We start from the raw sequence: 20,368 nt of genomic DNA, 5'->3' as shown, positions 1-20,368 counted from the left end.
AGGTGACGGGCATGGATGCCCGTCAAGCGCTGCGCCCCAGGATGGGGCGTTCAGCGCGGTCCTCCCGGGAGCAAGGCCGGAGTGAGGGAACCCGGAGCGAAGCGGAGGGCCGGATGAATGGAGCGCAGCGTTTTTTGGTTACTTTTTGTCGCGTTTGACAAAAAGTGACCCGCCGTAAGGGCGGAAAGGTGAATAAGCGTCGACATCGCAAATGAATGCGCATACAACTTTCAACACCAACTAACCAACTAACCAAACAACCAAACAACCAAACAACCAAACAACCAAACAACCAAACAACCAAACAACGCTACCCAAAAAAACTCAAAGCCGCTGAAGAATCAACTCCCCAGAGGCCCCAGCCAACCCAGGCTGCCCGGCCTGCCCAGGCCGCCCATTCCCCCCCGCATCGGTCCGATAAACCAGACACCCCTTGCTGGCCCCACCCGCCCCAGCCTTCCCGGCAGCCCCCGCCTTGCCCGGCGCACCACCATCAAGCCTCACCACAATCCGCTCCTGGGCAAACCCTTCAGGCACCGCCAAGCGAACCCGCCCCCCGGCAGCCCCATCATGCCCATTGCCACCATCATCGCCGTTGGCCCCACGGCTGGCCTGCCCCCAGGTGCAGCCCCCCGGCTTGCCATTGGCGCCATCGAGCCCGACATACCCCGGCGCCCCCGCCCCACCGCGTGCATCGATCGCCAGCCGGTCCGCCTCCAGCGTCTGCAGCCGCAGCTCCAGGTTACGCCCCGGGCGCGCAGCACGCTCATAGCTGCCAGGTGCACCGGGCGCACTGAACTCACTGCCCTCGCCCAGACTCGCACTCATCACCTCAATGCTCAGATCGCGCTCGGCCGGCGCAATGGCGATGCGCGCCTCACGCCCCAGTTCGAGCCGGTCGATCTTCAGTTCGGTAAGCGAGGCCGGCAGCAACAGCGTGGCCGAGTCGGCCACCCGCAGGTGCTCCAGGTGCACGCTGGACGCCTTGTTCGGCAGGCGCAACATCGAATGGGCAGCGACCTCCAGGCTTTCGGCCTGGGCCAAGGGTGTAGCCATTACGGCCAGCAAAATCAGTTTACGCATGGCTCGGCGCCTCCTGCGACCGGGGGATGGACATGACATGGAAGATGCCGGTCAACAGAATCTGCAGACGGTCGAACCAGCGGTGGCTGCGCCCGCGCAGGCTGGCGTTGAAGAACAGTACCTCGAGCACATGCAGCGACAGCAGGACGATACCCGCGGCATTGATCAGCAGATTGAGCGGCAATGGCTGCGGCATGAACAGGTTGAACAGCACCACGCCCCAGAACGCCACCGTCAGAGCCTTGCCCAGGCCCAGGATGAACTTCATACCCCGCCCCCATGATTTATTGTTGTGCCGGCGCGACCCGTTCGAGCGGACCGCGCCGGCAACAGTAACCCTACTGGCGGGGCATGCGCCAGAGGGGTCAGTTCAGGTGCAGTTCCACCCGTCGGTTGCGCGAGCGACCTTCGTCGGTGTCGTTGTCGGCAACCGGTTCACTCTCGCCACGACCCTGGCTGGTCACCTTGTTCGGTGCCAGGCCCTGGCTGATCAGGTACTCGGCAACACCGCTGGCACGGCGCTCGGACAAGCGCTGGTTGTAGCTGTCGGAACCCACGCTGTCGGTGAAACCAATGACCTTGACACTGGCCACACTGGGGTCGTTGAGTTTGGGCAGCAAGCCCTGCAGGCGCTGCTGGGCACCCTGGGTGAGCTCGGCGGAATCGAAGGCGAACAGCACCTGGCCCTGGTCATCGAGCGTGATCACTTCCGGGGTCGCCGCAGGCTCTGGCTGCGGTGCCGAGGCGGGATACTGCGGTAACGGGCAGCCCATATGGTTGACCTGGGTACCGGCCGGGGTATCCGGGCAACGGTCGCGGCGGTCGAATACGCCATCGCCATCCTCGTCGCCATCCTGGGCATAGCAGATCAGGCCACCGGCAATCGCACCGGCAACACCGGCACCAGCCGCCCAGGTGGAACTTTCGATGGCGCCCAGGCCGCCGCCGACCAGTCCGCCAAGCAGGCTGCAGATGGGCCAGGTCCTTTGATTGAGGGGCGCGCTGCCATCGCTGTGGGTGGCGCAGCCTGTAATCAGGCTCGTCGCCACCACCAACGGCAGTGCCGCTTTCGACAAAACACGCATGGTGATTGCTCCTGTGTCACCGGCCGCTACCGGTCACACAGGAGTAAAGACGCGCCCGCGCCACTTCTCAAGGCGCGGGCGCACGGCGGTCAACGCTGGATCTTGATCTCGGTGCGACGGTTCATGGCCCGGCCGTCGGCAGTGGCGTTGTCGGCCACCGGCTGAGTCTCGCCGGCACCCACCACCGAAACGAAGCTGGCACGCGGTACGCCACTCTCGACCAGGTAGTTGGTCACCGACTGGGCACGACGCTCGGACAGCTTCTGGTTGTAGCTGTCGGAGCCGACGCTGTCGGTGTGGCCGGAAACGCTCAGGCGGGCGCCCGGGGCTTCCTGCTTGAGGCGCGTCGCGATGGTGTTCAGGCGCTCCTTGTCAGTGCCGGTCAGGCGCGCCGAGTCGAACTCGAAACGCACATCACGGATGACGATGACCTCTTCCTTCTGCACCACCACTTCCTCGACCACCGGTGCCGGTTCAGGCGGGCAACCATTGGCATCGACCTGCACGCCACGCGGGGTACCGGGGCACTTGTCGCGGCTGTCCGGCACGCCATCGCCGTCCTCGTCGCCATCGCCGTGGGCCCAGCAATAGCCGGCCGCCAGGCCGCCACCGAGCAATGCGCCCCAGCCGGCCCAACTGGAGCTTTCGATCGCGCCCAGGGCCGCGCCGCCCACGCCCCCGACGGCAGCACACTTCGGCCAGTCGGTTTTCTGCAAACCTGCACAACCAGTCAACACACTGGTGAGCAGAACCAGGGGTATCGCTGTGCGTACTATGCTCATCTTGTTGCTTCTCCTAGGGGGAATCGGTGCATTACCGATGCTCTGGGAGTAAAGACCGGCGATTACCGCTCTGCCAGCAATAAGCCACGACGTGGCGTCGCGCCTCTTTGCCCGAGCGCCCGGGACCGCTAGTCTTGAGCGACCTGAACGAGGAATGGCAATGACCGAGGTTTTCTCACAACGCACGCCCCAGCAGGCCCTCGCAGCCCTGCTTGATCGCTTCACCCCGCGCCAACTGCTGCTGGTGGGCAGCCGCTTCCCGGCGCTGGACGCCTTCGCCGCCGCCCACCCCGAGACCCGGATCGAGGTCGCCGAGCCCGGTCCGCTACCCGCCGAACAGGCAGCCCGGCGCTTCGACCTGGCGGTGCTGGTCGACTGCCTGGAGCACCTGCCCAAGCGCACCGGCCTGGAGCTGCTGGGCGGTATCCGCAATCTCAACGCCAGCCGCGTCGCGGTGCTGGCGGACCTGAACGCCTGTGGCTGGCAGGACACCGACTTCTATTCGCTGGCACTCTCGGCCAGCGAGAAATTTCAGCGCGACGAACAGGTGCTGAGCCTGTTCACCTATGATCTGCATGACTACAAGCAGGTCCCGGACTGGCTCAACGCGAAGTTCTGGGCCAACCCCGAAAACTTTGGCAAGTACTGGTGGTGACTGGATGAGTGTCTCGATCTGCCCCTGTGGCAGCGGCAACCTGCTCGATGCCTGCTGCGGGCATTATCACAGCGGCACCCCGGCGCCGGACGCCCAGACCCTGATGCGTTCGCGCTACAGCGCCTACGTGCTGGGCCTGGTGGACTATCTGGTGGACACCACCCTGCGCGCCCAGCAGGCCGACCTGGATCGCGCCGCCATGGCGGCCTGGAGCGCGCAGAGCACCTGGCTGGGGCTGGAGGTGGAAAGCGCCGAAGTACTGGGCGGGCAACCCGAGCATGCCTTCGTCACGTTCACCGCACGCTGGCACGACCTCGAGGGTGATCACCAGCACCGCGAGCGCTCGGCGTTCGTCCAGCATGCCGGGCGCTGGTATTTCATCGACCCGACCGCGCCCCTCAAGGCCGGACGCAACGACCCCTGCCCCTGCGCCAGCGGACAGAAGTTCAAGAAATGCTGCGCCAGTTACCTCGGTAGTTGAACATGCGCCCTTTGGCTCGCCTGCTCTCGCTCAGCCTGCTGCTGAGCTGGTTGGCGGGCTGCGCCAGCTGGGGCGGCGATACCTGGCGCGAACCACAGCTGCACCTGCTCGAAGTGGAGCCGGTGAAGGTGCGCCTGCACCAGCAGGAGTTCGTCCTGCACCTGCGGGTCGACAACCCCAACAACAGCCGCCTGTTCATCCGCCACCTGGCCTACTCGATTCGCCTCGGCGACCTGCTCCTGGCCGAGGACGAGGCCAGCCTCTGGCGCAGCGTGGGCAGCCATGCCCGGCGCACCTTCAAGGTCACCGTGCGGACCAATCTTTGGCAGCACCTCAAGCCTCTGGCAAAGCTGCTCAAGAGCGGGCAACCCGTGCAGTATCAACTGCGCGGCGAGCTGGCCACCGGGCTGATCGTGCATCGGGACCTGCACTTGAGGCAAAGGGGTGAGATAATCCCCGGCGATCTTAAACCGGAGTAACGCTGCAATGACCCAACAACCCCATGTCCATGGCCCCGACTGCGATCACGATCACGGTCACGACCATCACCACGACCACGGCCATGTGCACGGCCCGCACTGCAACCACGGCCACCAGGAGCCGGTGCGCAACGCCCTGAAGGACGTCGGCCGCAACGACCCTTGCCCATGCGGCAGCGAGAAGAAATTCAAGAAGTGCCACGGCGCCTGATCAACGTCAGCGCACGTGATCAGGGCCAAGCCCACTCCCAGGCAAATCGTCGTGGGAACGGGCTTGGCCCATGATCAACCCGCTCCAGGATGACCACTGGTAAATAAAGCTCCCCGGCACCTTGCACGGCGACTGCGCGCTCACTACCTTAGCGCCTTTCAGAACCCCGCCACGCCCTGCAGGAGCCTAGTCATGGCCGCCCCCGTCCTTCCGCCCTTCCCTCTCCGCCTCGGCAGTGCTACCGCATTGCTTGGCCTGCTCGCGCTCGGCGGCTGCCAGATGGGTGGTCACCAGGACAGTGTGCTGCCGACAACCGGTGTGCAGCCGCTCAAGGGCCTGGCGCAGAACGTCTCGGTTCGGCGCAACGCGATGGGCGCGCCGCTGATCGAAAGCAGCAACTTCCATGATGCGCTGTTCAGCCTGGGCTACCTGCATGCCGGGGATCGCATCGAGCAGATGGTCGCCATGCGCCTGCTGGCCCAGGGGCGCCTGGCCGAGCTCGCGGGGGCCGACGCTCTGGAGATCGACCGGCTGATGCGCGCGGCCAACCTCAAGCAGGGTGCCGGCCAGCTGTATGCCGATGCCTCGCCGCGCCTGAAGCGCTTCTTCGAGGTGTACGCCCGTGGGATCAACGCCTACCTGTTCCGCTACCGCGACAAGCTGCCGGGCGAACTCGCTCGCAGCGGTTATCGCCCGGAATACTGGAAACCCGAGGATTCGGCGCTGATCTTCAGCCTCTACGCCTTCAGCCAGTCGGTGAACCTGCAGGAGGAACTGTCGGCATTGACCCTGGCGCAGAAGGTCGGTGCCGACAAGCTGGCCTGGCTGCTGCCCGGCGCTCCGGACGAGCCTCTGGCCGAAAGCGAAGTCGACAAACTCAAGGGTCTGAACCTGGCCAGCCAGCTGCCGGGCCTGGGCGCGCTCACCGCCACTGGCCAGCAATTGGCTGACCTCGGCCTGCTGGGCGCCCCCGGCTCGAGCAACCTGGCCCTGTCGCCCCAGCGCAGCCGTGCCGGCAAGAGTTTGCTGGCCAGTGACAGCCGCGCTGCCTGGGCACTGAGCCCGGTGCAGATCCACACCGGCAAGTATCAGGTCGCCGGCCTGTCCCTGCCGGGGCTGCCGATCGTGCTGGCCGGCTATAACGGCAAGCTGGCCTGGAGCAGCAGCGCGGTGATGGCCGACAACCAGGACCTGTTCCTCGAGCAGGTGCGTCGCCAGGGCTCCCAGCTGACCTACCTCGCCGACGGCAAGTGGCAACCGGCGCGTGCCCGCAACGAGACGTTCTTCGTCCGCGGCCAGCGCCCCCAGCGCGAGGTGATGTACGACACCCGCCACGGCACCCTGTTGCCGGGGCATGGCAGCCTGGCCCTGGCCCTGCATCTACCGCAGCTCAAGGACGATCGCAGCCTCGATGCGTTGTTCGACCTGACCCGCGCGCAGAACATCGAACGTGCCTTCGACAGCACCCGCGAGGTCGGCGCGGCAGCGCTGAACTTCGTGTTCGCCGAGCCCCAGCATATCGGCTGGCAGGTCAGCGGCCGCTATCCCAACCGTCGCGAAGGCCAGGGCCTGCTGCCTTCGCCGGGCTGGGACGGGCGCTATGACTGGGATGGCTACGCCGATGCGATGCTGCACCCCTACGATCAGGACCCGCCCGCCGGCTTCATCGGCCACGCCAACCAGCGCAGCCTGCCCAAAGGCTACGGCATGCAGCTGTCGAGCAGTTGGTACTACCCCGAGCGTGCCGAACGCTTGGCCCAGCTGGCCGGCAACGGTCGTCACGACAGCCGCAGCCTGATGGCTCTGCAGAACGATCAGGTGACACTGCTGGCCGACAAGCTCAAGCAGATGTTCGACGCCCCCGGCATGGCCGTGCCACTCAAGCAGGCCATCGACGCCCTGCCTGGCGCCCAGCGCGACAAGGCACGCGATGCCCTGGCGCGACTCAAGGCCTTCGATGGCCGGCTAAGCCCGGTGTCGGCCGATGCCGCGCTGTACGAACTGTTCCTCCAGGCGGTCACCCGACAAACCTTCCTCGATGAACTGGGCCCGGAATCCAGCCCGGCATGGCAAGCGTTCGTCGGCAACGCCAAGCTCTCCTACTCCGCCCAGGCCGACCACCTGCTGGGACGCGAGGACAGCCCCTTCTGGGACGATCGCGGCACGCCGCAAAAAGAAGACAAGCCCACCATCCTCGCCCGCAGCCTGGCCGCGGCGGTGGATACCGGCACCGCCCAACTAGGCGCCGACCGCCGTGCCTGGCAATGGGGCAAGCTGCATCAGTACCGCTGGCCGGCACCGGCCTACCACGGCCTGGGCGACAAGCTCGAGCGCGCGCCCCTGGCGGCGGGTGGCGACTTCAGCACCCTGGCCCTGACGACTTATGCCTGGGGGAGCAGCTTCGACACCCAACTGCCGGCCTCGGCGCGGATGATCGTTGATTTCGGGCAGACCGAACCGCTGCAAGTGCTGACCAGCAACGGCCAGTCCGGCAATCCGGCCAGCCGCCATTACAGCAATGGGCTCGATGCCTGGTTCAAGGGCCGCTTCACCAGCCTGCCGCTGCAACCGCAGAATTTTGCCCGAGCCTATGGCAGCCAGCGGTTGACTTTGGTGCCTGGCAAATAAGTCCTATGCGGTCCGCCGGGAGTGAAACCTGAACGGGCCGCACGACAACCTCGCCGGGAGGCAATCTCCCGGAGCGGCCTTCAGGCTGCCACCACGGCGAGTTCGATGCGTTACCCCAACACATGCAAGGCATGCTCGACCTGTTCGATCTTGGAACCATGCAGCAGATCGACCAGGCGATCCACCTGAGGCCGGTTCACGCCAAGCCGTCGGGCCATTTCAGGTAGTCCGTATCTGTACCAGGCTCCTCGGCCCCACGATCTGAATAGTGCGCCGCCCCCGAAGTTATGCTTCTATCCTTGATCCCAGCCTTCGCCCTACAACGCTGACATCAGGACCACCATGCACCACTCGACCCACGACCTGCTCTCCCCTGTCCCGGGTATCGCCCGCCAGTTGCACAGCTTCCATTTCGGCCCGCGTGGCACCGGCAAGGTGTACATCCAGGCTTCGCTGCACGCCGACGAGCTGCCGGGCATGCTGGTGGCCTGGCACCTCAAGCAGCGGCTTGCGGACATGGAGCAGCAGGGGCGGTTGCGCAAAGAGGTGATCCTGGTGCCGGTGGCCAACCCGGTCGGCCTCGAGCAGGTGTTGCTGGACGCGCCCCTGGGCCGCTTCGAGCTGCAAAGCGGAGAGAACTTCAACCGCAGGTTCGTCGACCTGTCGGACAGCATCGGCGACCAGATCGAAGGCCATCTCTCCCTGGATCCGGCGCACAACCTGGCGTTGATCCGTGAATACCTGCGCCGGGGCCTGGATGCCCACCCCGCGCACACGCCGCTGCAGTCCCAGCGCCTGACCCTGCAACGCCTGGCCTGCGACGCCGACATGGTGCTCGACCTGCATTGCGACTTCGAAGCCGTCGAGCACCTGTACACCACGCCCGAGGCCTGGCCCGAGGTCGAACCGCTGGCACGCTACCTGGGCGTGCAGGCCAGCCTGCTGGCCACCGACTCGGGCGGGCAATCGTTCGATGAGTGTTTCAGCCTGGTGTGGTGGCAGTTGCAGCAGCGCTTCGGCAAACGCTTCCCGATCCCCCAGGGCAGTTTTTCGGTGACCATCGAGTTGCGCGGCCAGGCCGATGTCAGCCACGCCCTGGCCACCCAGGACTGCCAGGCGATCCTCGACTTCCTGACCCACGCCGGCGCCATCGAAGGGCAGCCGGCTCCTTTGCCGGCGCTGCGCCATCCGGCCACGCCGCTGGCAGCGGTGGAACCGGTCATGGCACCGCTTGGCGGGTTGCTGGTGTTCCATGCCAGCCCCGGGCAGTACCTGCAAGCCGGGGCACTGATCGCCGAGGTCATCGACCCGCTCAACGACCGGGTCACCCCCTTGCGCAATAGCCAGGCGGGGTTGCTCTATGCGCGCAGCATCAGGCGCATGGCCACCGCCGGCATGGTGGTCGCCCATGTGGCCGGCGAGCAGGTCTGTCGCAGCGGTTACCTGCTGGGCAACTGAGCAGCATCAGGCCACGGGAGCGGGAGGCGGCTCATCGGGCAAGGTCGGTTCGCCCGGCTCCATCGGTGGCTGCTCGCCAGGCTGCGGCGGCTGGGGGGTGTCGGGATCAGGCTGGTGAGGCACGCCGCCAGCGCGCATGGGCAGTGGCGTGTGTATCGGCGGATGGGCCAGCAGCGACCAGGCCAGCAATCCGATCTGGTTCGGCTGCAGGACGGCCAGCTTGGCACTGATTGCGGGGTCAATTTTCATGGGAGGCTCCTGACGAGAGCCGGCGCACGTCATGCGCGCCGGAACTGTTCACTCGTTGGAGTGCCGGGCGCGGAAACAATTCCCGCGCTTTGTCGGCTCAGGTGCGCGGCAAGGTGACGCCGCGCTGGCCCTGATACTTGCCGCCACGGTCCTTGTACGACACTTCGCACTCCTCGTCGGACTGCAGGAACAGCATCTGCGCCACGCCTTCGTTGGCGTAGATCTTCGCCGGCAACGTGGTGGTGTTGGAGAACTCCAGCGTCACATGACCTTCCCACTCGGGCTCGAGCGGGGTGACGTTGACGATGATGCCGCAACGGGCGTAGGTGCTCTTGCCCAGGCAGATGGTCAGCACGTCACGCGGGATGCGGAAGTACTCGACGGTGCGGGCCAGGGCAAAGGAGTTCGGCGGGATGATGCACACGTCGCTCTTGATGTCGACGAAGCTGCCGGCATCGAAGTTCTTCGGGTCGACGGTGGCCGAATTGATGTTGGTGAATACCTTGAATTCGTCGGCGCAACGCACGTCGTAGCCGTAGCTGGAGACGCCGAAGGAGATGACCCGGCTGTCGTGCTCGCCGCGCACCTGGCGCTCGACGAACGGTTCGATCATGCCGTGTTCCTGCGCCATGCGGCGAATCCACTTGTCCGATTTGATGCTCATGGCGGGGTGTCCTGAAGAGTGCAAGGTGAAAAACGAGATGCGCATCTTACCGGTCCCGGCGCGCGGGTTAAAGTTTCCTTGCCCATCCCGCGCCAGACGGGGCCTGCACCGGCCGCCGATCCGAAATTCATCAAAGCGCTCCTTGACCATTGGCAGGTTGTGGAAAGTGGGTTAAGGTGGCGCCACTGTGCTGCACGTGACACCGAGAATCTCTAGTTTGATGCACGATTATCATCGGCCCATCGCTGAATTTTCTGCTCTCTTTGCACTCAGTCCCGGCCAGGGTACTTCCTGACCGTAATCAACTTTGTCCAAGGAGACAGAAACATGTCCAACCGTCAAAACGGTACCGTTAAGTGGTTCAACGATGAGAAAGGCTACGGCTTCATCACCCCTCAGTCGGGTGACGACCTGTTCGTGCACTTCAAAGCCATCCAAGCTGACGGCTTCAAAACCCTGAAAGAAGGCCAGGCTGTTACTTTCGTCGCTACCCGCGGCCAGAAAGGCATGCAGGCTGAAGAAGTTCAGATCGCCTAAGTCGATCTCGCTTCCTCGCTTTCAAAAAAAACCCGCCATTGGCGGGTTTTTTTGTGCCTGCAAATTGATGGCTTCGTGAGCGAATCCATTTGTGGGAGCGGGCTTGCCCCGCGATAGCGCCAGCCCAGGCAACCACCATCGCGGGGCAAGCCCGCTCCCACGTCCTTCAGGTACTGCTGCTAGCCAACTTGGCTCAATCCTCGCTGATGGTGATGCTCGGCATCGCCGGCGCCGCCGCTTCCTGCAGCACGATCCGCGCCCCCACCTGTCGCGCCAGCTCCTGGTAGACCATGGCGATCTGGCTTTCCGGCTCGGCAATCGCGGTCGGCTTGCCACTGTCGGCCTGCTCGCGGATGAGCATCGACAACGGCAACGATGCCAGCAGTTCGACACCGTACTGGGCCGCCAGCTTCTCGCCACCGCCTTCGCCGAACAGGTGCTCGGCATGGCCGCAGTTGGAACAGATGTGCACCGCCATGTTTTCCACCACACCCAGCACCGGAATGTTGACCTTGCGGAACATTTCCACACCCTTCCTGGCATCCAGCAGCGCCAGATCCTGCGGGGTGGTGACGATGACGGAGCCCGCCACCGGCACCTTCTGCGCCAGGGTCAGCTGGATATCGCCGGTGCCAGGTGGCATGTCGATCACCAGGTAGTCGAGATCGTCCCAGGCGGTCTGGGTCACCAACTGCAGCAACGCCCCCGAGACCATCGGGCCGCGCCAGACCATGGGCGTGTTGTCGTCGGTAAGGAAGGCCATGGACATGACCTCGACGCCATGGGCCTTGATCGGCACGAACCACTTCTGCTCGCGCACCTGTGGGCGGGTGCCCTCGGGGATGCCGAACATCACACCCTGGCTGGGGCCATAGATGTCGGCGTCGAGTATCCCCACCCGGGCTCCCTCGCGGGCCAGGGCCAGGGCCAGGTTGGCAGCGGTGGTCGACTTGCCTACCCCGCCCTTGCCCGAAGCCACGGCGACGATGTTCTTGACGTTGGCCATGGCCGGCACCTGAGCCTGGGCCTTGTGGGTGGCGATCACACAATCGATGCCGACCGAGGCCGAGGTCACGCCATCGAGGTTCTCGATGGCGGTCTGCAGTACCTGCGCCCAGCCGCCCTTGAACAACCCGGCGGCATAGCCCAATTGCAACTGCACATTGACTTGCCCGCCGTGGATTTCGATGGCGCGCACGCAACCGGCGCTGACCGGGTCCTGGTTCAGGTAGGGGTCGGTGTACTGGCGAAGCACGCCTTCGACGGCGGCACGGGTAACGGCACTCATGGAGGCTCCCATTGGCAAACTGAATACGAAACAGGCGCCTATGCTAACCCGTCAATCGTCAGCGGATGCGTTGTTGGGGTGAAATATATTCGCCAGCCCTTTATAGTGGCCGATCACCCTCATTTTTACCCCGTAGCCAGATAAGTAGCCGAGCCACCATGTCCGAGCCACGTCAGATTCTCGTCACCAGCGCCCTGCCCTATGCCAATGGATCGATCCACCTTGGCCATATGCTGGAGTACATCCAGACGGACATGTGGGTGCGCTTCCAGAAGCTGCGCGGCAACCAGTGCATCTATGTCTGCGCCGACGACGCCCACGGCTCGGCCATCATGCTGCGCGCCGAGAAGGAAGGCATCACGCCCGAGCAACTGATCGCCAACGTCCAGGCCGAGCACAGCGCCGACTTCGCCGACTTCCTGGTCGACTTCGACAACTACCACTCCACGCACAGCGAGGAGAACCGCGAGCTGTCGAGCCTGATCTACACGCGCCTGCGCGATGCCGGGCATATCGCCACCCGTTCGGTCACCCAGTATTTCGACCCTGAAAAGGGCATGTTCCTCGCCGACCGCTTCATCAAGGGCACCTGCCCCAAGTGCGCGGCCGAGGACCAGTACGGCGACAACTGCGAAAAATGCGGCGCCACCTACGCCCCGACCGAGCTGAAGAACCCCAAGTCGGCAATCTCCGGCGCCACCCCGGTGCTGCGTGACTCGCAGCACTTCTTCTTCAAGCTGCCCGACTTCCAGGCGATGCTGCAACAGTGGACCCGCAGCGGCACCCTGCAGGACGCCGTGGCCAACAAGCTCGCCGAGTGGCTGGACTCCGGCCTGCAGGAGTGGGACATCTCCCGCGACGCCCCGTACTTCGGTTTCGAGATCCCGGGCGAGCCTGGCAAGTACTTCTACGTCTGGCTGGACGCGCCGATCGGTTACATGGCCAGCTTCAAGAACCTCTGCGCGCGCCGGCCGGAACTGGACTTCGACGCGTTCTGGAAAGAAGACTCCACGGCCGAGCTGTACCACTTCATCGGCAAGGACATCGTCAACTTCCACGCCCTGTTCTGGCCGGCCATGCTCGAAGGCGCGGGCCTGCGCAAACCGACCGCGGTCAACGTGCACGGCTACCTGACCGTCAACGGCGCGAAGATGTCCAAGTCGCGCGGCACCTTCATCAAGGCGCGCACCTATCTCGACCATCTGCAGCCGGAGTACCTGCGCTACTACTACGCAGCCAAACTGGGCCGCGGCGTCGACGACCTCGACCTGAACCTCGAGGACTTCGTGCAGAAGGTCAACTCCGACCTGGTCGGCAAGGTGGTCAACATCGCCAGCCGCTGCGCCGGCTTCATCCACAAGGGCAATGACGGCGTGATGGTCGCCGGTGATGCCGCGCCAGAGCTGACCGAAGCCTTCCTCGCGGCCGCCCCGTCGATTGCCGAGGCCTATGAAGCCCGTGACTTCGGGCGCGCCATGCGCGAGATCATGGCCCTGGCGGATCGCGCCAACGCCTGGATCGCCGACAAGGCCCCGTGGTCGCTGGCCAAGCAGGAAGGCAAGCAGGACGAGGTGCAGGCCATCTGCGCCCAGGGCGTCAACCTGTTCCGCCAGTTGGTGATCTTCCTCAAGCCGGTACTGCCGCTGCTGGCAGCAGACGCCGAGGCCTTCCTCAATATCGCGCCGCTGACCTGGAACGACCACCAGTCGCGCCTGGAAAACCACCCGCTCAACCCGTTCAAGGCGTTGATGAGCCGCATCGAACCGGCCAAGGTCGAAGCCATGATCGCCGCCAGCAAGGAAGACCTGCTGGCCGCCGAGGCCAAGACCGCCCCGGCGGGCAATGGCGAGCTGGCCAAGGACCCGCTGTCGGCCGAGATCGAGTTCGACACCTTCGCCGCAGTCGACCTGCGCGTGGCGCTGATCGTCAAGGCCGAAGCCGTGCCGGGTGCCGACAAGCTGCTGCAATTGACCCTGGACATCGGTGACGAGCGTCGCAATGTGTTCTCGGGCATCAAGTCGGCCTACCCGGATCCGGCCCAGCTGGAAGGCCGCCTGACCATGATGGTGGCCAACCTCAAGCCACGGAAGATGCGCTTCGGCGTTTCCGAGGGCATGGTCATGGCCGCCGGCCCTGGCGGTGAAGAGATCTACCTGCTCAGCCCTGACAGCGGTGCCAAGCCAGGCCAGCGCATCAAGTAACCGCCTCAAGTAACTACCATGCCCCGGCCCATTGGCCGGGGCATTTGCATCTGCCGCCCGCTGCCCGATAATGAGGGCATCCTCCCGCTTTCGACATTGCCATGAGTGACTACGTCCTGATCCTGGTCTGCGCCGCGCTGGTCAATCACCTGGCCTTGCAGGCCGAGCCGGTCGAGCGCGCGCGCCTGCATGCATTGGGCCTGTGCTGCGCGCTGTTGATCCTTGTGGCATTGCCTATCGGTATCGGGCTGCGACAACACCTGCTACTCCCCCTGGGGTTGCAGGACCTGCAACTGTTCATTTTCCTGCCCTTGCTGGCGGCATTGGCCTGGACACTGCCAAACCTGCTCCGACGCTTTCGGCCAGACTGGCCCGTGCACGAACTGCCACCTCTGCTGAGCGCAAACGCCGTGGTGCTAGGCTTGCTGTTACAGCTTGCCAACGACGGTGTGGACGGTTGGGCAATGCTGGCGTGGGCCATCGTTGCCGGGTTGGGGTTCTGGCTGGCCCTGGTGCTGTATGCCGACCTTGACGCCCGCTGCCGCCATGCCGAGATACCCGCAGCCCTGCGCGGCCTGCCTGTCCAGTTGATCGGCGCCGGGGTGATGGCCATGGCGTTTTCGGGATTCAACGGACTCTTCACCCAATGAACCTGACTCTACCCATGGACGTCCTGCCCCGGTCAGCGCAAGCCATTGCCGTGCAGCACCTCGAGGACCTGCAAGCCCATGCCGACCACTGATCCACGCCTGCGCAGCACCATGCAACTGGTGCTGTTGGCCTGCACTCCTGGCCTGCTGGTGCTGTTGTGGCTACATGGCTGGGGGGTGCTGATCAACCTGCTGTTGAGCAGTTGCGCAGCACTGGCCACTGAGGCAGCGCTGCTGCGCTGGCGGAGAATGCCGGTCGCCTGCGCCCTTGGCGACGGCAGTGCGCTGGTCACCGCCGTGCTGCTGGCCGCGGCCCTGCCCAGTCAGGCGCCCTGGTGGCTGCCCGTGATGGCGGCCTGCGTCGCCATCGGCCTTGGCAAACAGGCCTTCGGCGGGGTCGGGCGCAACCTGTTCAACCCCGCCATGGTCGGTTATGTGTTCGTCCTGCTGAGCTTCCCTTTACAGATGAACCACTGGCCCGGCCAGGCACCCGGGCTCGTGGAAAGTCTGAGCCTGAGCTTCGGCGCCAGCGAGCGGATCGACGCCTGGGCCAGCCCTACGGTGCTCGATGTCCTGCGTCACAACCGCAGCCTGACCATCGACGAACTGTTCGCCAGCCACCCGGCGTTCGGCCATCTGGGTGGGCGTGGCACCGAGTGGGTCAACCTCGCCTTCCTGCTCGGCGGGGTGCTCCTGCTGCAGCGCAAGGTCTTCGGCTGGCAGGTCCCCGTCGGTCTGCTCGGCGCCTTGTTCCTGTCCAGCCTGCTGGGCTGGAATGGCTCCGGCTCCGACTCCAATGGCTCGCCACTGCTGCACCTGCTGTCCGGCTCGACCATGCTGGCCGCCTTCTTCATCGCCACCGAACCGGTGTCCGGTTGCAAGCAACCGCTGGCCCGCCTGCTGTTTGGTATCGGCACCGGCCTGCTGATCTACCTGATCCGCACCTGGGGCAGCTTCGCCGACGGCACGGCGTTCGCCGTCCTGCTGATGAACCTCGCCGCCCCCACCCTCGATCGCTGGGCGGACCGCCGCCAACAGGCCTGCCCATGACTGCCCGCTGGCGCAGTGCCACAACGCTGCTACTGGTGGCAGGCCTGGCGATTGCCGCGACGCTGGTCTGGCATCGCTTCACCGCCGGGCCGATTGCCGAGGCCTCGCGCCAGTGGCAGGAGCAGCAATGGCTCAAGGTGCTGCCACCGGGCAGCTACGACAACCGGCCACTGCAATCCCCTGTGGCCCTGAAGGATGCCAAGCTGAGCCATAGCCACCTGCTGGCCGCCTACCGCGCCAAGCTGGCGGGCGCCACCAGCGCTGTGCTGCTGCACAGCCGCGTCCAAGGCTACGGCGGAGCCATCGAACTGCTGATCGCCATCGCCCCCCAGGGTCGACTGGTGGGCGTACGCGTGCTCGAACAGCAGGAAAGCCCCGGCCTGGGCGATCAACTGGTCGACCCGGCGCGCCATTGGCTGGACCAGTTCATCGGCAGGACACTCCGCGATACGCCGGAGCAGGCCTGGGCGATCAAACGTGACCAGGGTGCGTTCGACCAACTGGCCGGGGCGACAGTAACCTCGCGGGCAGTCATCGAGGCGATCCAGGATGCGCTGCGCTATTTCGACCAGCATCGCCCCTCACTGCTTGGGGAAACGCCCCCATGAACCGTTCCTGGCTCCTGCCCATCAGCCTGGTGCCATTGCTCGGCGCGACCGGCACCCTCGTCCAGGCACTCGCGATCAGCCTTTGCACAGCGCTGCTGATAGGCCTGCACCAGGCCTTGATGACCCCTCTGCGCCGTCACCTGGAACAAGGCCCACGCCTGTGGGCGAGCACTTTGTTTGCCGCAGCCCTGGCGACTTGCCTGCACCTCGGCCTGCAAGCCTGGGCAATGCCCCTGGCCCATCAGCTTGCCCTCTATCCACTGCTGCTGGCCCTGCCCTGTTTGGGCAGCGAGACACTGCCAGCACAGCCTGGCCGAAATCGTCACTTGGGGCTTGGCTTGCTCGGTTTCCTGGCTGCCGCCCTGGCCTTGGGCAGCTGCCGCCAACTGCTGGTCGATGGCCTCGGTCTGCACCTTGCCGCGCTGGCCCCTGGCGCACTGGTACTGCTCGGCCTGCTGCTGGGTCTGTACAATCACCTGCGTCCATCGAATACCGCCTCACGCCGTCAAGGAACCCGTTGACCCCATGAATGCCGCCAAACGCCTGGAGATCTTTCGCAGGCTGCATGAAGACAACCCCGAACCCAAGACCGAACTGGCCTACTCCACTTCCTTCGAACTGTTGATCGCGGTGATCCTCTCGGCCCAGGCGACCGACATCGGCGTCAACAAGGCTACCGCGCGCCTGTTCCCGGTCGCCAACACGCCGCAGGCCATCCACGCCCTGGGTGTCGAAGGCCTGAGCGAATACATCAAGACCATCGGGCTGTACAACAGCAAGGCCAAGAATGTCATCGAGACCTGCCGCCTGCTGGTCGAATTGCACGGTGGTGAAGTCCCGCAGAGCCGCGAAGCACTGGAAGCCCTGCCCGGCGTCGGCCGCAAGACCGCCAACGTGGTGCTCAACACCGCCTTTCGCCAACTGGCCATGGCCGTCGACACGCATATCTTCCGGGTCAGCAACCGCACGGGTATCGCGCCGGGCAAGACCGTTCTGGAAGTCGAAAAGAAATTGCTCAAGTTCGTGCCAAAGGACTATCTGCTCGATGCCCACCACTGGCTGATCCTGCATGGCCGCTACGTTTGCCAAGCCCGAAAACCCCGCTGTGGCAGCTGCCGAATCGAGGACCTGTGCGAATACAAGCTCAAGACCTCGGACGATTGAAGCAATAGCTGACAACAGCACAAGGCGATTGAAAAAATCTTTTTTACCCGCTCTGCGATTCCCGTTATAAGGACGGCCAATGGCCCTTTGGCTTGGAGTGACGCATGAGCACCGATAAAGAAGACCTGGCGAACGACGACGACTTCCAAAGTACGGACGACGACGTGGAGCCGCAGGCCGAACCGGCCAAGACCAACCTGAGCAAGCGCCGCACCATCGACAACATGCTCGAGGAGCGACGCCTGAAAAAACAATTGGCCGACTTCGACTACGATCTGTAGCGCAGACATGCGAAAGCCTCCTGAACGGAGGCTTTTCAATAGGGCTCAGGCCAGCCCATGGCGCTGGGCAAGTTCGATCAGGTCCACCAACGAGCGGGCATTCAATTTGAGGAGCAAGCGAGTCTTGTAGGTACTGACCGTCTTGTTGCTGAGGAACATGCTGTCGGCGATCTCCTTGTTGCTCTTGCCCCGTGCCAGTTGCTGCAGCACCATCATCTCTCGGCCGGAAAGCCGCTCGACCATCTCCATTTCCGTGGCGCCTCCCGTGCCCGAGCGCCCCTTGTGCAAAGCCTGATTAGGGAAATAGCTGTAGCCGGACAGCACGGCCTTGATGGCACTGAGCAGCTCGGTCAACTCCTGTTGCTTGCAGACATAACCTGCCGCCCCCGCTTGCATGCAGCGCATCGAGAAGTGCCCCGGGGCCTGTGAAGTCAGTACCAGCACCTTGCTCGCCGGGCTCACCAACGTCATCCGCGCGATTACTTCAAGCCCATCCAGTTTGGGGATCCCGATATCCAGAATGACAATATCCGGCAGATACTCCCGCGTCAGTTGCAGGGCATCCACACCATTGTCACTCTCCGCCACCACTTCGTAGCCATGCCGTTCCATCAGCATGCGTACGGCCAGGCGAATGACCGGGTGATCATCCACGATCAGCACTTTATTCATGCGATTCCCATTGATACGTTATTTTTAGTTCGATAGACCACCACACCCGAGCATAACGATTATTTATGCAGCGGTTTCCCTGGTAAATTCACCGAAAGAAGCGGCCTACAATTAATGGAGATTCTTCCTACACACTGCCACTTTCACAAAATGTAATAGATATAGGTTCGTCGCAACGATTCAGAAAGTAACAGCCGACAGAATTGGATCCAAGTGTCATTGAGTCACACTTCATGCGGGAAAATTCGACTGTACACACTGGATAAAGGTAGGCATCGAGCACTGCGACTTGCCCAGGGAGGGAAACAAGGCACGCTTAATACGCTGGGTAAACCACGCTACAGATGGGCAAAGCATCACCAGGCCCTCATCATGAACCGCGACCCCATCAGTCCATTGACCCTTATCGCTGTCTTTGCCGGCGTAATCGAAGCGTCTGCCCTGGCATCACTCCCGTTCCTCAGCGAAGACAGCCAGACCCTGTACACCTGGTTCCTGGTGGGCTTCCCGTTCTTCCTTACCGTGCTGTTCTTTCTCACCCTCAACTTCAACACTCGCTCGCTGTTTGCACCGGACAGGGATCCCAGCTGCGCCCGCAAGCCTGTACACACATCTGTCTCAGGGAGCAAAGGCGCGATGATCATCGCCATTTCCGGAGCCGACAGTCAGAAGATCATCGAAAATCATGTCCTGCGAATGCTCGACCGACCCCACGGTCGACAGCGACGCTGGGTGCTGTACAACCTGGATACGCGCACCTGCATCCATCTCTCAGCCGCGCCCATGCAGGATGACGAGAGCCCGCCCACCACCCAGGCAGAATCCCAGGCATGAAAAAACCCGGCCTAGGCCGGGTTTCTTCTTACGCTCAAGAAAGCTTACAGCAGCGAACGGCCTTTGTTGGCCGCGATACGCATACGCAACGCATTGAGCTTGATGAAGCCTGCGGCATCGGCCTGGTTGTAAGCCCCGCCGTCTTCCTCGAAGGTCGCGATATTGGCATCGAACAGCGAATCGTCCGACTTGCGGCCCACGACAGTGACGTTGCCCTTGTACAGCTTCAGGCGGACAACACCATTCACGTTGACCTGGGAGGCGTCGATCATCTGCTGCAGCATCAGACGCTCCGGGCTCCACCAGTAGCCGGTGTAGATCAGGCTGGCATACTTGGGCATCAGCTCATCCTTCAGGTGAGCGACTTCGCGGTCCAGGGTGATCGACTCGATGGCGCGGTGAGCCTTGAGCATGATGGTGCCGCCCGGGGTCTCGTAGCAGCCACGCGACTTCATGCCGACATAGCGGTTCTCGACGATGTCCAGGCGACCGATGCCGTTGGCGCCGCCAATGCGGTTGAGGTCGGCCAGCACGGTGGCCGGGGTCTTCTCGACGCCGTCGATGGCGACGATGTCACCGTTGCGGTAGGTCAGCTCGAGATAGGTGGCCTGGTCCGGTGCGTTCTCCGGGGAGACGCTCCATTTCCACATGTCTTCCTCGTGCTCGGTCCAGGTATCTTCCAGGACACCACCTTCGTAGGAGATGTGCAGCAGGTTGGCGTCCATCGAGTACGGCGACTTCTTCTTGCCGTGGCGCTCGATCGGGATACCGTGCTTCTCGGCGTAGTCCATCAGCTTCTCGCGGGACAGCAGGTCCCACTCACGCCATGGCGCGATGACCTTGACGCCAGGCTTGAGCGCGTAGGCACCCAGCTCGAAACGCACCTGGTCGTTGCCCTTGCCGGTGGCACCGTGGGAAATGGCGTCGGCGCCGGTTTCGTTGGCGATCTCGATCAGGCGCTTGGCGATCAGCGGGCGGGCGATGGAAGTACCCAGCAGGTACTCGCCTTCGTAGACGGTGTTGGCGCGGAACATCGGGAAGACGAAATCACGCACGAACTCTTCGCGCAGGTCGTCGATGTAGATTTCTTTCACGCCCATCGCCTGGGCCTTGGCGCGGGCCGGCTCGACCTCCTCGCCCTGGCCGAGGTCAGCGGTGAAGGTCACCACTTCACAGTTGTAGGTGTCCTGCAGCCACTTGAGAATCACCGAAGTATCAAGGCCGCCGGAATACGCCAATACGACCTTTTTTACGTCCGCCATGCCATCACTCCACGGGGTTGTACGGAAAGCCGATGATTCTACCGGC

General features: G+C 63.8%; 24 protein-coding genes. 15 read left to right on the top strand and 9 right to left on the bottom strand.

Annotated elements, in window-relative coordinates:
- Positions 1 to 324: 324 nt before the first annotated feature.
- The 4 genes from ABZO33_RS19710 to ABZO33_RS19695 form a co-directional block, all read right to left on the bottom strand.
- Positions 325 to 1,083, bottom strand: a complete 759-nt coding sequence (locus ABZO33_RS19710) for a collagen-like protein (RefSeq protein WP_414537354.1) — start codon at positions 1,081 to 1,083, stop codon at positions 325 to 327.
- Entirely contained in the window at positions 1,076 to 1,351 is a 276-nt protein-coding gene (locus ABZO33_RS19705; RefSeq protein ID WP_414537353.1) for a DUF1145 domain-containing protein, read from the bottom strand. The genes ABZO33_RS19710 and ABZO33_RS19705 overlap by 8 nt, the downstream gene beginning before the upstream one ends.
- Positions 1,352 to 1,448: 97 nt before the next feature.
- Complete coding sequence (locus ABZO33_RS19700) at positions 1,449 to 2,168, bottom strand: OmpA family protein (RefSeq protein WP_414537352.1); 720 nt, start codon at positions 2,166 to 2,168, stop codon at positions 1,449 to 1,451.
- Positions 2,169 to 2,257: 89 nt separating this feature from the next.
- Positions 2,258 to 2,950 carry an OmpA family protein gene (locus ABZO33_RS19695; RefSeq protein ID WP_414537351.1) on the bottom strand — a complete coding sequence of 231 codons (693 nt, stop codon included), beginning with the start codon at positions 2,948 to 2,950 and terminating at the stop codon, positions 2,258 to 2,260.
- 160 nt (positions 2,951 to 3,110) lie between these two features.
- Between ABZO33_RS19695 and ABZO33_RS19690 the strand changes: the two genes are divergently transcribed.
- The 6 genes from ABZO33_RS19690 to ABZO33_RS19665 all read left to right on the top strand — a co-directional run bounded on the left by ABZO33_RS19690 (position 3,111) and on the right by ABZO33_RS19665 (position 8,862).
- Positions 3,111 to 3,605 carry a DUF6231 family protein gene (locus ABZO33_RS19690; RefSeq protein WP_414537350.1) on the top strand — a complete coding sequence of 165 codons (495 nt, stop codon included), beginning with the start codon at positions 3,111 to 3,113 and terminating at the stop codon, positions 3,603 to 3,605.
- 4 nt (positions 3,606 to 3,609) lie between these two features.
- The gene (locus tag ABZO33_RS19685) at positions 3,610 to 4,086 is read left to right on the top strand and encodes a YchJ family protein (RefSeq protein ID WP_414537349.1); all 477 of its coding nucleotides are present in this window, start codon (positions 3,610 to 3,612) and stop codon (positions 4,084 to 4,086) included.
- Between the two features lie 2 nt (positions 4,087 to 4,088).
- Positions 4,089 to 4,565 (top strand): LEA type 2 family protein, encoded by a 477-nt coding sequence (locus tag ABZO33_RS19680; protein ID WP_414537348.1) that lies wholly within the window; start codon positions 4,089 to 4,091, stop codon positions 4,563 to 4,565.
- 7 nt (positions 4,566 to 4,572) lie between these two features.
- Positions 4,573 to 4,776, top strand: coding sequence for an SEC-C metal-binding domain-containing protein (locus ABZO33_RS19675; RefSeq protein WP_023632501.1), 204 nt, complete (start codon positions 4,573 to 4,575; stop codon positions 4,774 to 4,776).
- Positions 4,777 to 4,968: 192 nt separating this feature from the next.
- Positions 4,969 to 7,404, top strand: coding sequence for a penicillin acylase family protein (locus tag ABZO33_RS19670; RefSeq protein ID WP_414537347.1), 2,436 nt, complete (start codon positions 4,969 to 4,971; stop codon positions 7,402 to 7,404).
- Positions 7,405 to 7,746: 342 nt separating this feature from the next.
- Positions 7,747 to 8,862, top strand: coding sequence for a succinylglutamate desuccinylase/aspartoacylase family protein (locus ABZO33_RS19665; RefSeq protein ID WP_414537346.1), 1,116 nt, complete (start codon positions 7,747 to 7,749; stop codon positions 8,860 to 8,862).
- A gap of 6 nt (positions 8,863 to 8,868) precedes the next feature.
- On the opposite strand, the gene ABZO33_RS19660 is transcribed toward ABZO33_RS19665, so the two are convergent.
- On the bottom strand, positions 8,869 to 9,111 hold the full coding sequence (locus ABZO33_RS19660) for a hypothetical protein (protein ID WP_046854466.1): 243 nt from the start codon (positions 9,109 to 9,111) through the stop codon (positions 8,869 to 8,871).
- 97 nt (positions 9,112 to 9,208) lie between these two features.
- On the bottom strand, positions 9,209 to 9,775 hold the full coding sequence (dcd, locus tag ABZO33_RS19655; RefSeq protein ID WP_023630764.1) for a dCTP deaminase: 567 nt from the start codon (positions 9,773 to 9,775) through the stop codon (positions 9,209 to 9,211).
- Positions 9,776 to 10,102: 327 nt separating this feature from the next.
- On the opposite strand from dcd, the gene ABZO33_RS19650 reads away from it, so the two are divergent.
- Complete coding sequence (locus ABZO33_RS19650) at positions 10,103 to 10,312, top strand: cold-shock protein (RefSeq protein ID WP_012273869.1); 210 nt, start codon at positions 10,103 to 10,105, stop codon at positions 10,310 to 10,312.
- Between the two features lie 193 nt (positions 10,313 to 10,505).
- On the opposite strand, the gene apbC is transcribed toward ABZO33_RS19650, so the two are convergent.
- Complete coding sequence (gene apbC, locus ABZO33_RS19645) at positions 10,506 to 11,600, bottom strand: iron-sulfur cluster carrier protein ApbC (RefSeq protein ID WP_414537345.1); 1,095 nt, start codon at positions 11,598 to 11,600, stop codon at positions 10,506 to 10,508.
- Positions 11,601 to 11,758: 158 nt separating this feature from the next.
- Between apbC and metG the strand changes: the two genes are divergently transcribed.
- The 7 genes from metG (at position 11,759) to ABZO33_RS19610 (ending at position 17,554) form a co-directional block, all read left to right on the top strand.
- A complete protein-coding gene (gene metG, locus ABZO33_RS19640; protein ID WP_414537344.1) occupies positions 11,759 to 13,801 on the top strand; it encodes a methionine--tRNA ligase in 2,043 nt (680 codons plus the stop codon).
- Positions 13,802 to 13,902: 101 nt separating this feature from the next.
- Positions 13,903 to 14,451, top strand: a complete 549-nt coding sequence (locus tag ABZO33_RS19635) for an Rnf-Nqr domain containing protein (RefSeq protein ID WP_414537343.1) — start codon at positions 13,903 to 13,905, stop codon at positions 14,449 to 14,451.
- Between the two features lie 78 nt (positions 14,452 to 14,529).
- Positions 14,530 to 15,501, top strand: coding sequence for an RnfABCDGE type electron transport complex subunit D (locus ABZO33_RS19630; protein WP_414537342.1), 972 nt, complete (start codon positions 14,530 to 14,532; stop codon positions 15,499 to 15,501).
- Positions 15,498 to 16,109: an RnfABCDGE type electron transport complex subunit G gene (locus ABZO33_RS19625; protein WP_414537341.1), complete on the top strand. Its 612-nt coding sequence runs from the start codon at positions 15,498 to 15,500 to the stop codon at positions 16,107 to 16,109. The genes ABZO33_RS19630 and ABZO33_RS19625 overlap by 4 nt, the downstream gene beginning before the upstream one ends.
- Positions 16,106 to 16,630, top strand: a complete 525-nt coding sequence (locus ABZO33_RS19620) for an Rnf-Nqr domain containing protein (RefSeq protein ID WP_414537340.1) — start codon at positions 16,106 to 16,108, stop codon at positions 16,628 to 16,630. The genes ABZO33_RS19625 and ABZO33_RS19620 overlap by 4 nt, the downstream gene beginning before the upstream one ends.
- A gap of 4 nt (positions 16,631 to 16,634) precedes the next feature.
- Entirely contained in the window at positions 16,635 to 17,273 is a 639-nt protein-coding gene (gene nth / locus ABZO33_RS19615) for an endonuclease III (RefSeq protein WP_414537339.1), read from the top strand.
- Positions 17,274 to 17,377: 104 nt separating this feature from the next.
- Entirely contained in the window at positions 17,378 to 17,554 is a 177-nt protein-coding gene (locus ABZO33_RS19610; RefSeq protein ID WP_414537338.1) for a PA3496 family putative envelope integrity protein, read from the top strand.
- 45 nt (positions 17,555 to 17,599) lie between these two features.
- Here the strand turns inward: ABZO33_RS19610 and ABZO33_RS19605 are convergent, their stop codons facing one another.
- Positions 17,600 to 18,226, bottom strand: coding sequence for a response regulator transcription factor (locus ABZO33_RS19605; protein WP_046854458.1), 627 nt, complete (start codon positions 18,224 to 18,226; stop codon positions 17,600 to 17,602).
- 372 nt (positions 18,227 to 18,598) lie between these two features.
- Between ABZO33_RS19605 and ABZO33_RS19600 the strand changes: the two genes are divergently transcribed.
- Positions 18,599 to 19,060: a hypothetical protein gene (locus tag ABZO33_RS19600; protein WP_414537337.1), complete on the top strand. Its 462-nt coding sequence runs from the start codon at positions 18,599 to 18,601 to the stop codon at positions 19,058 to 19,060.
- A 44-nt stretch (positions 19,061 to 19,104) separates the two neighbouring features.
- On the opposite strand, the gene ABZO33_RS19595 is transcribed toward ABZO33_RS19600, so the two are convergent.
- The gene (locus tag ABZO33_RS19595; protein WP_110738802.1) at positions 19,105 to 20,322 is read right to left on the bottom strand and encodes an argininosuccinate synthase; all 1,218 of its coding nucleotides are present in this window, start codon (positions 20,320 to 20,322) and stop codon (positions 19,105 to 19,107) included.
- Positions 20,323 to 20,368: the final 46 nt, after the last annotated feature.

This window comes from Pseudomonas sp. CAM1A (assembly GCF_047501685.1).
In the GTDB taxonomy this organism is placed as follows: domain Bacteria; phylum Pseudomonadota; class Gammaproteobacteria; order Pseudomonadales; family Pseudomonadaceae; genus Aquipseudomonas.
The sequence above is the reverse complement of the archived record's forward strand: the minus strand, read 5'-3'. Positions and strand labels throughout refer to the sequence as shown.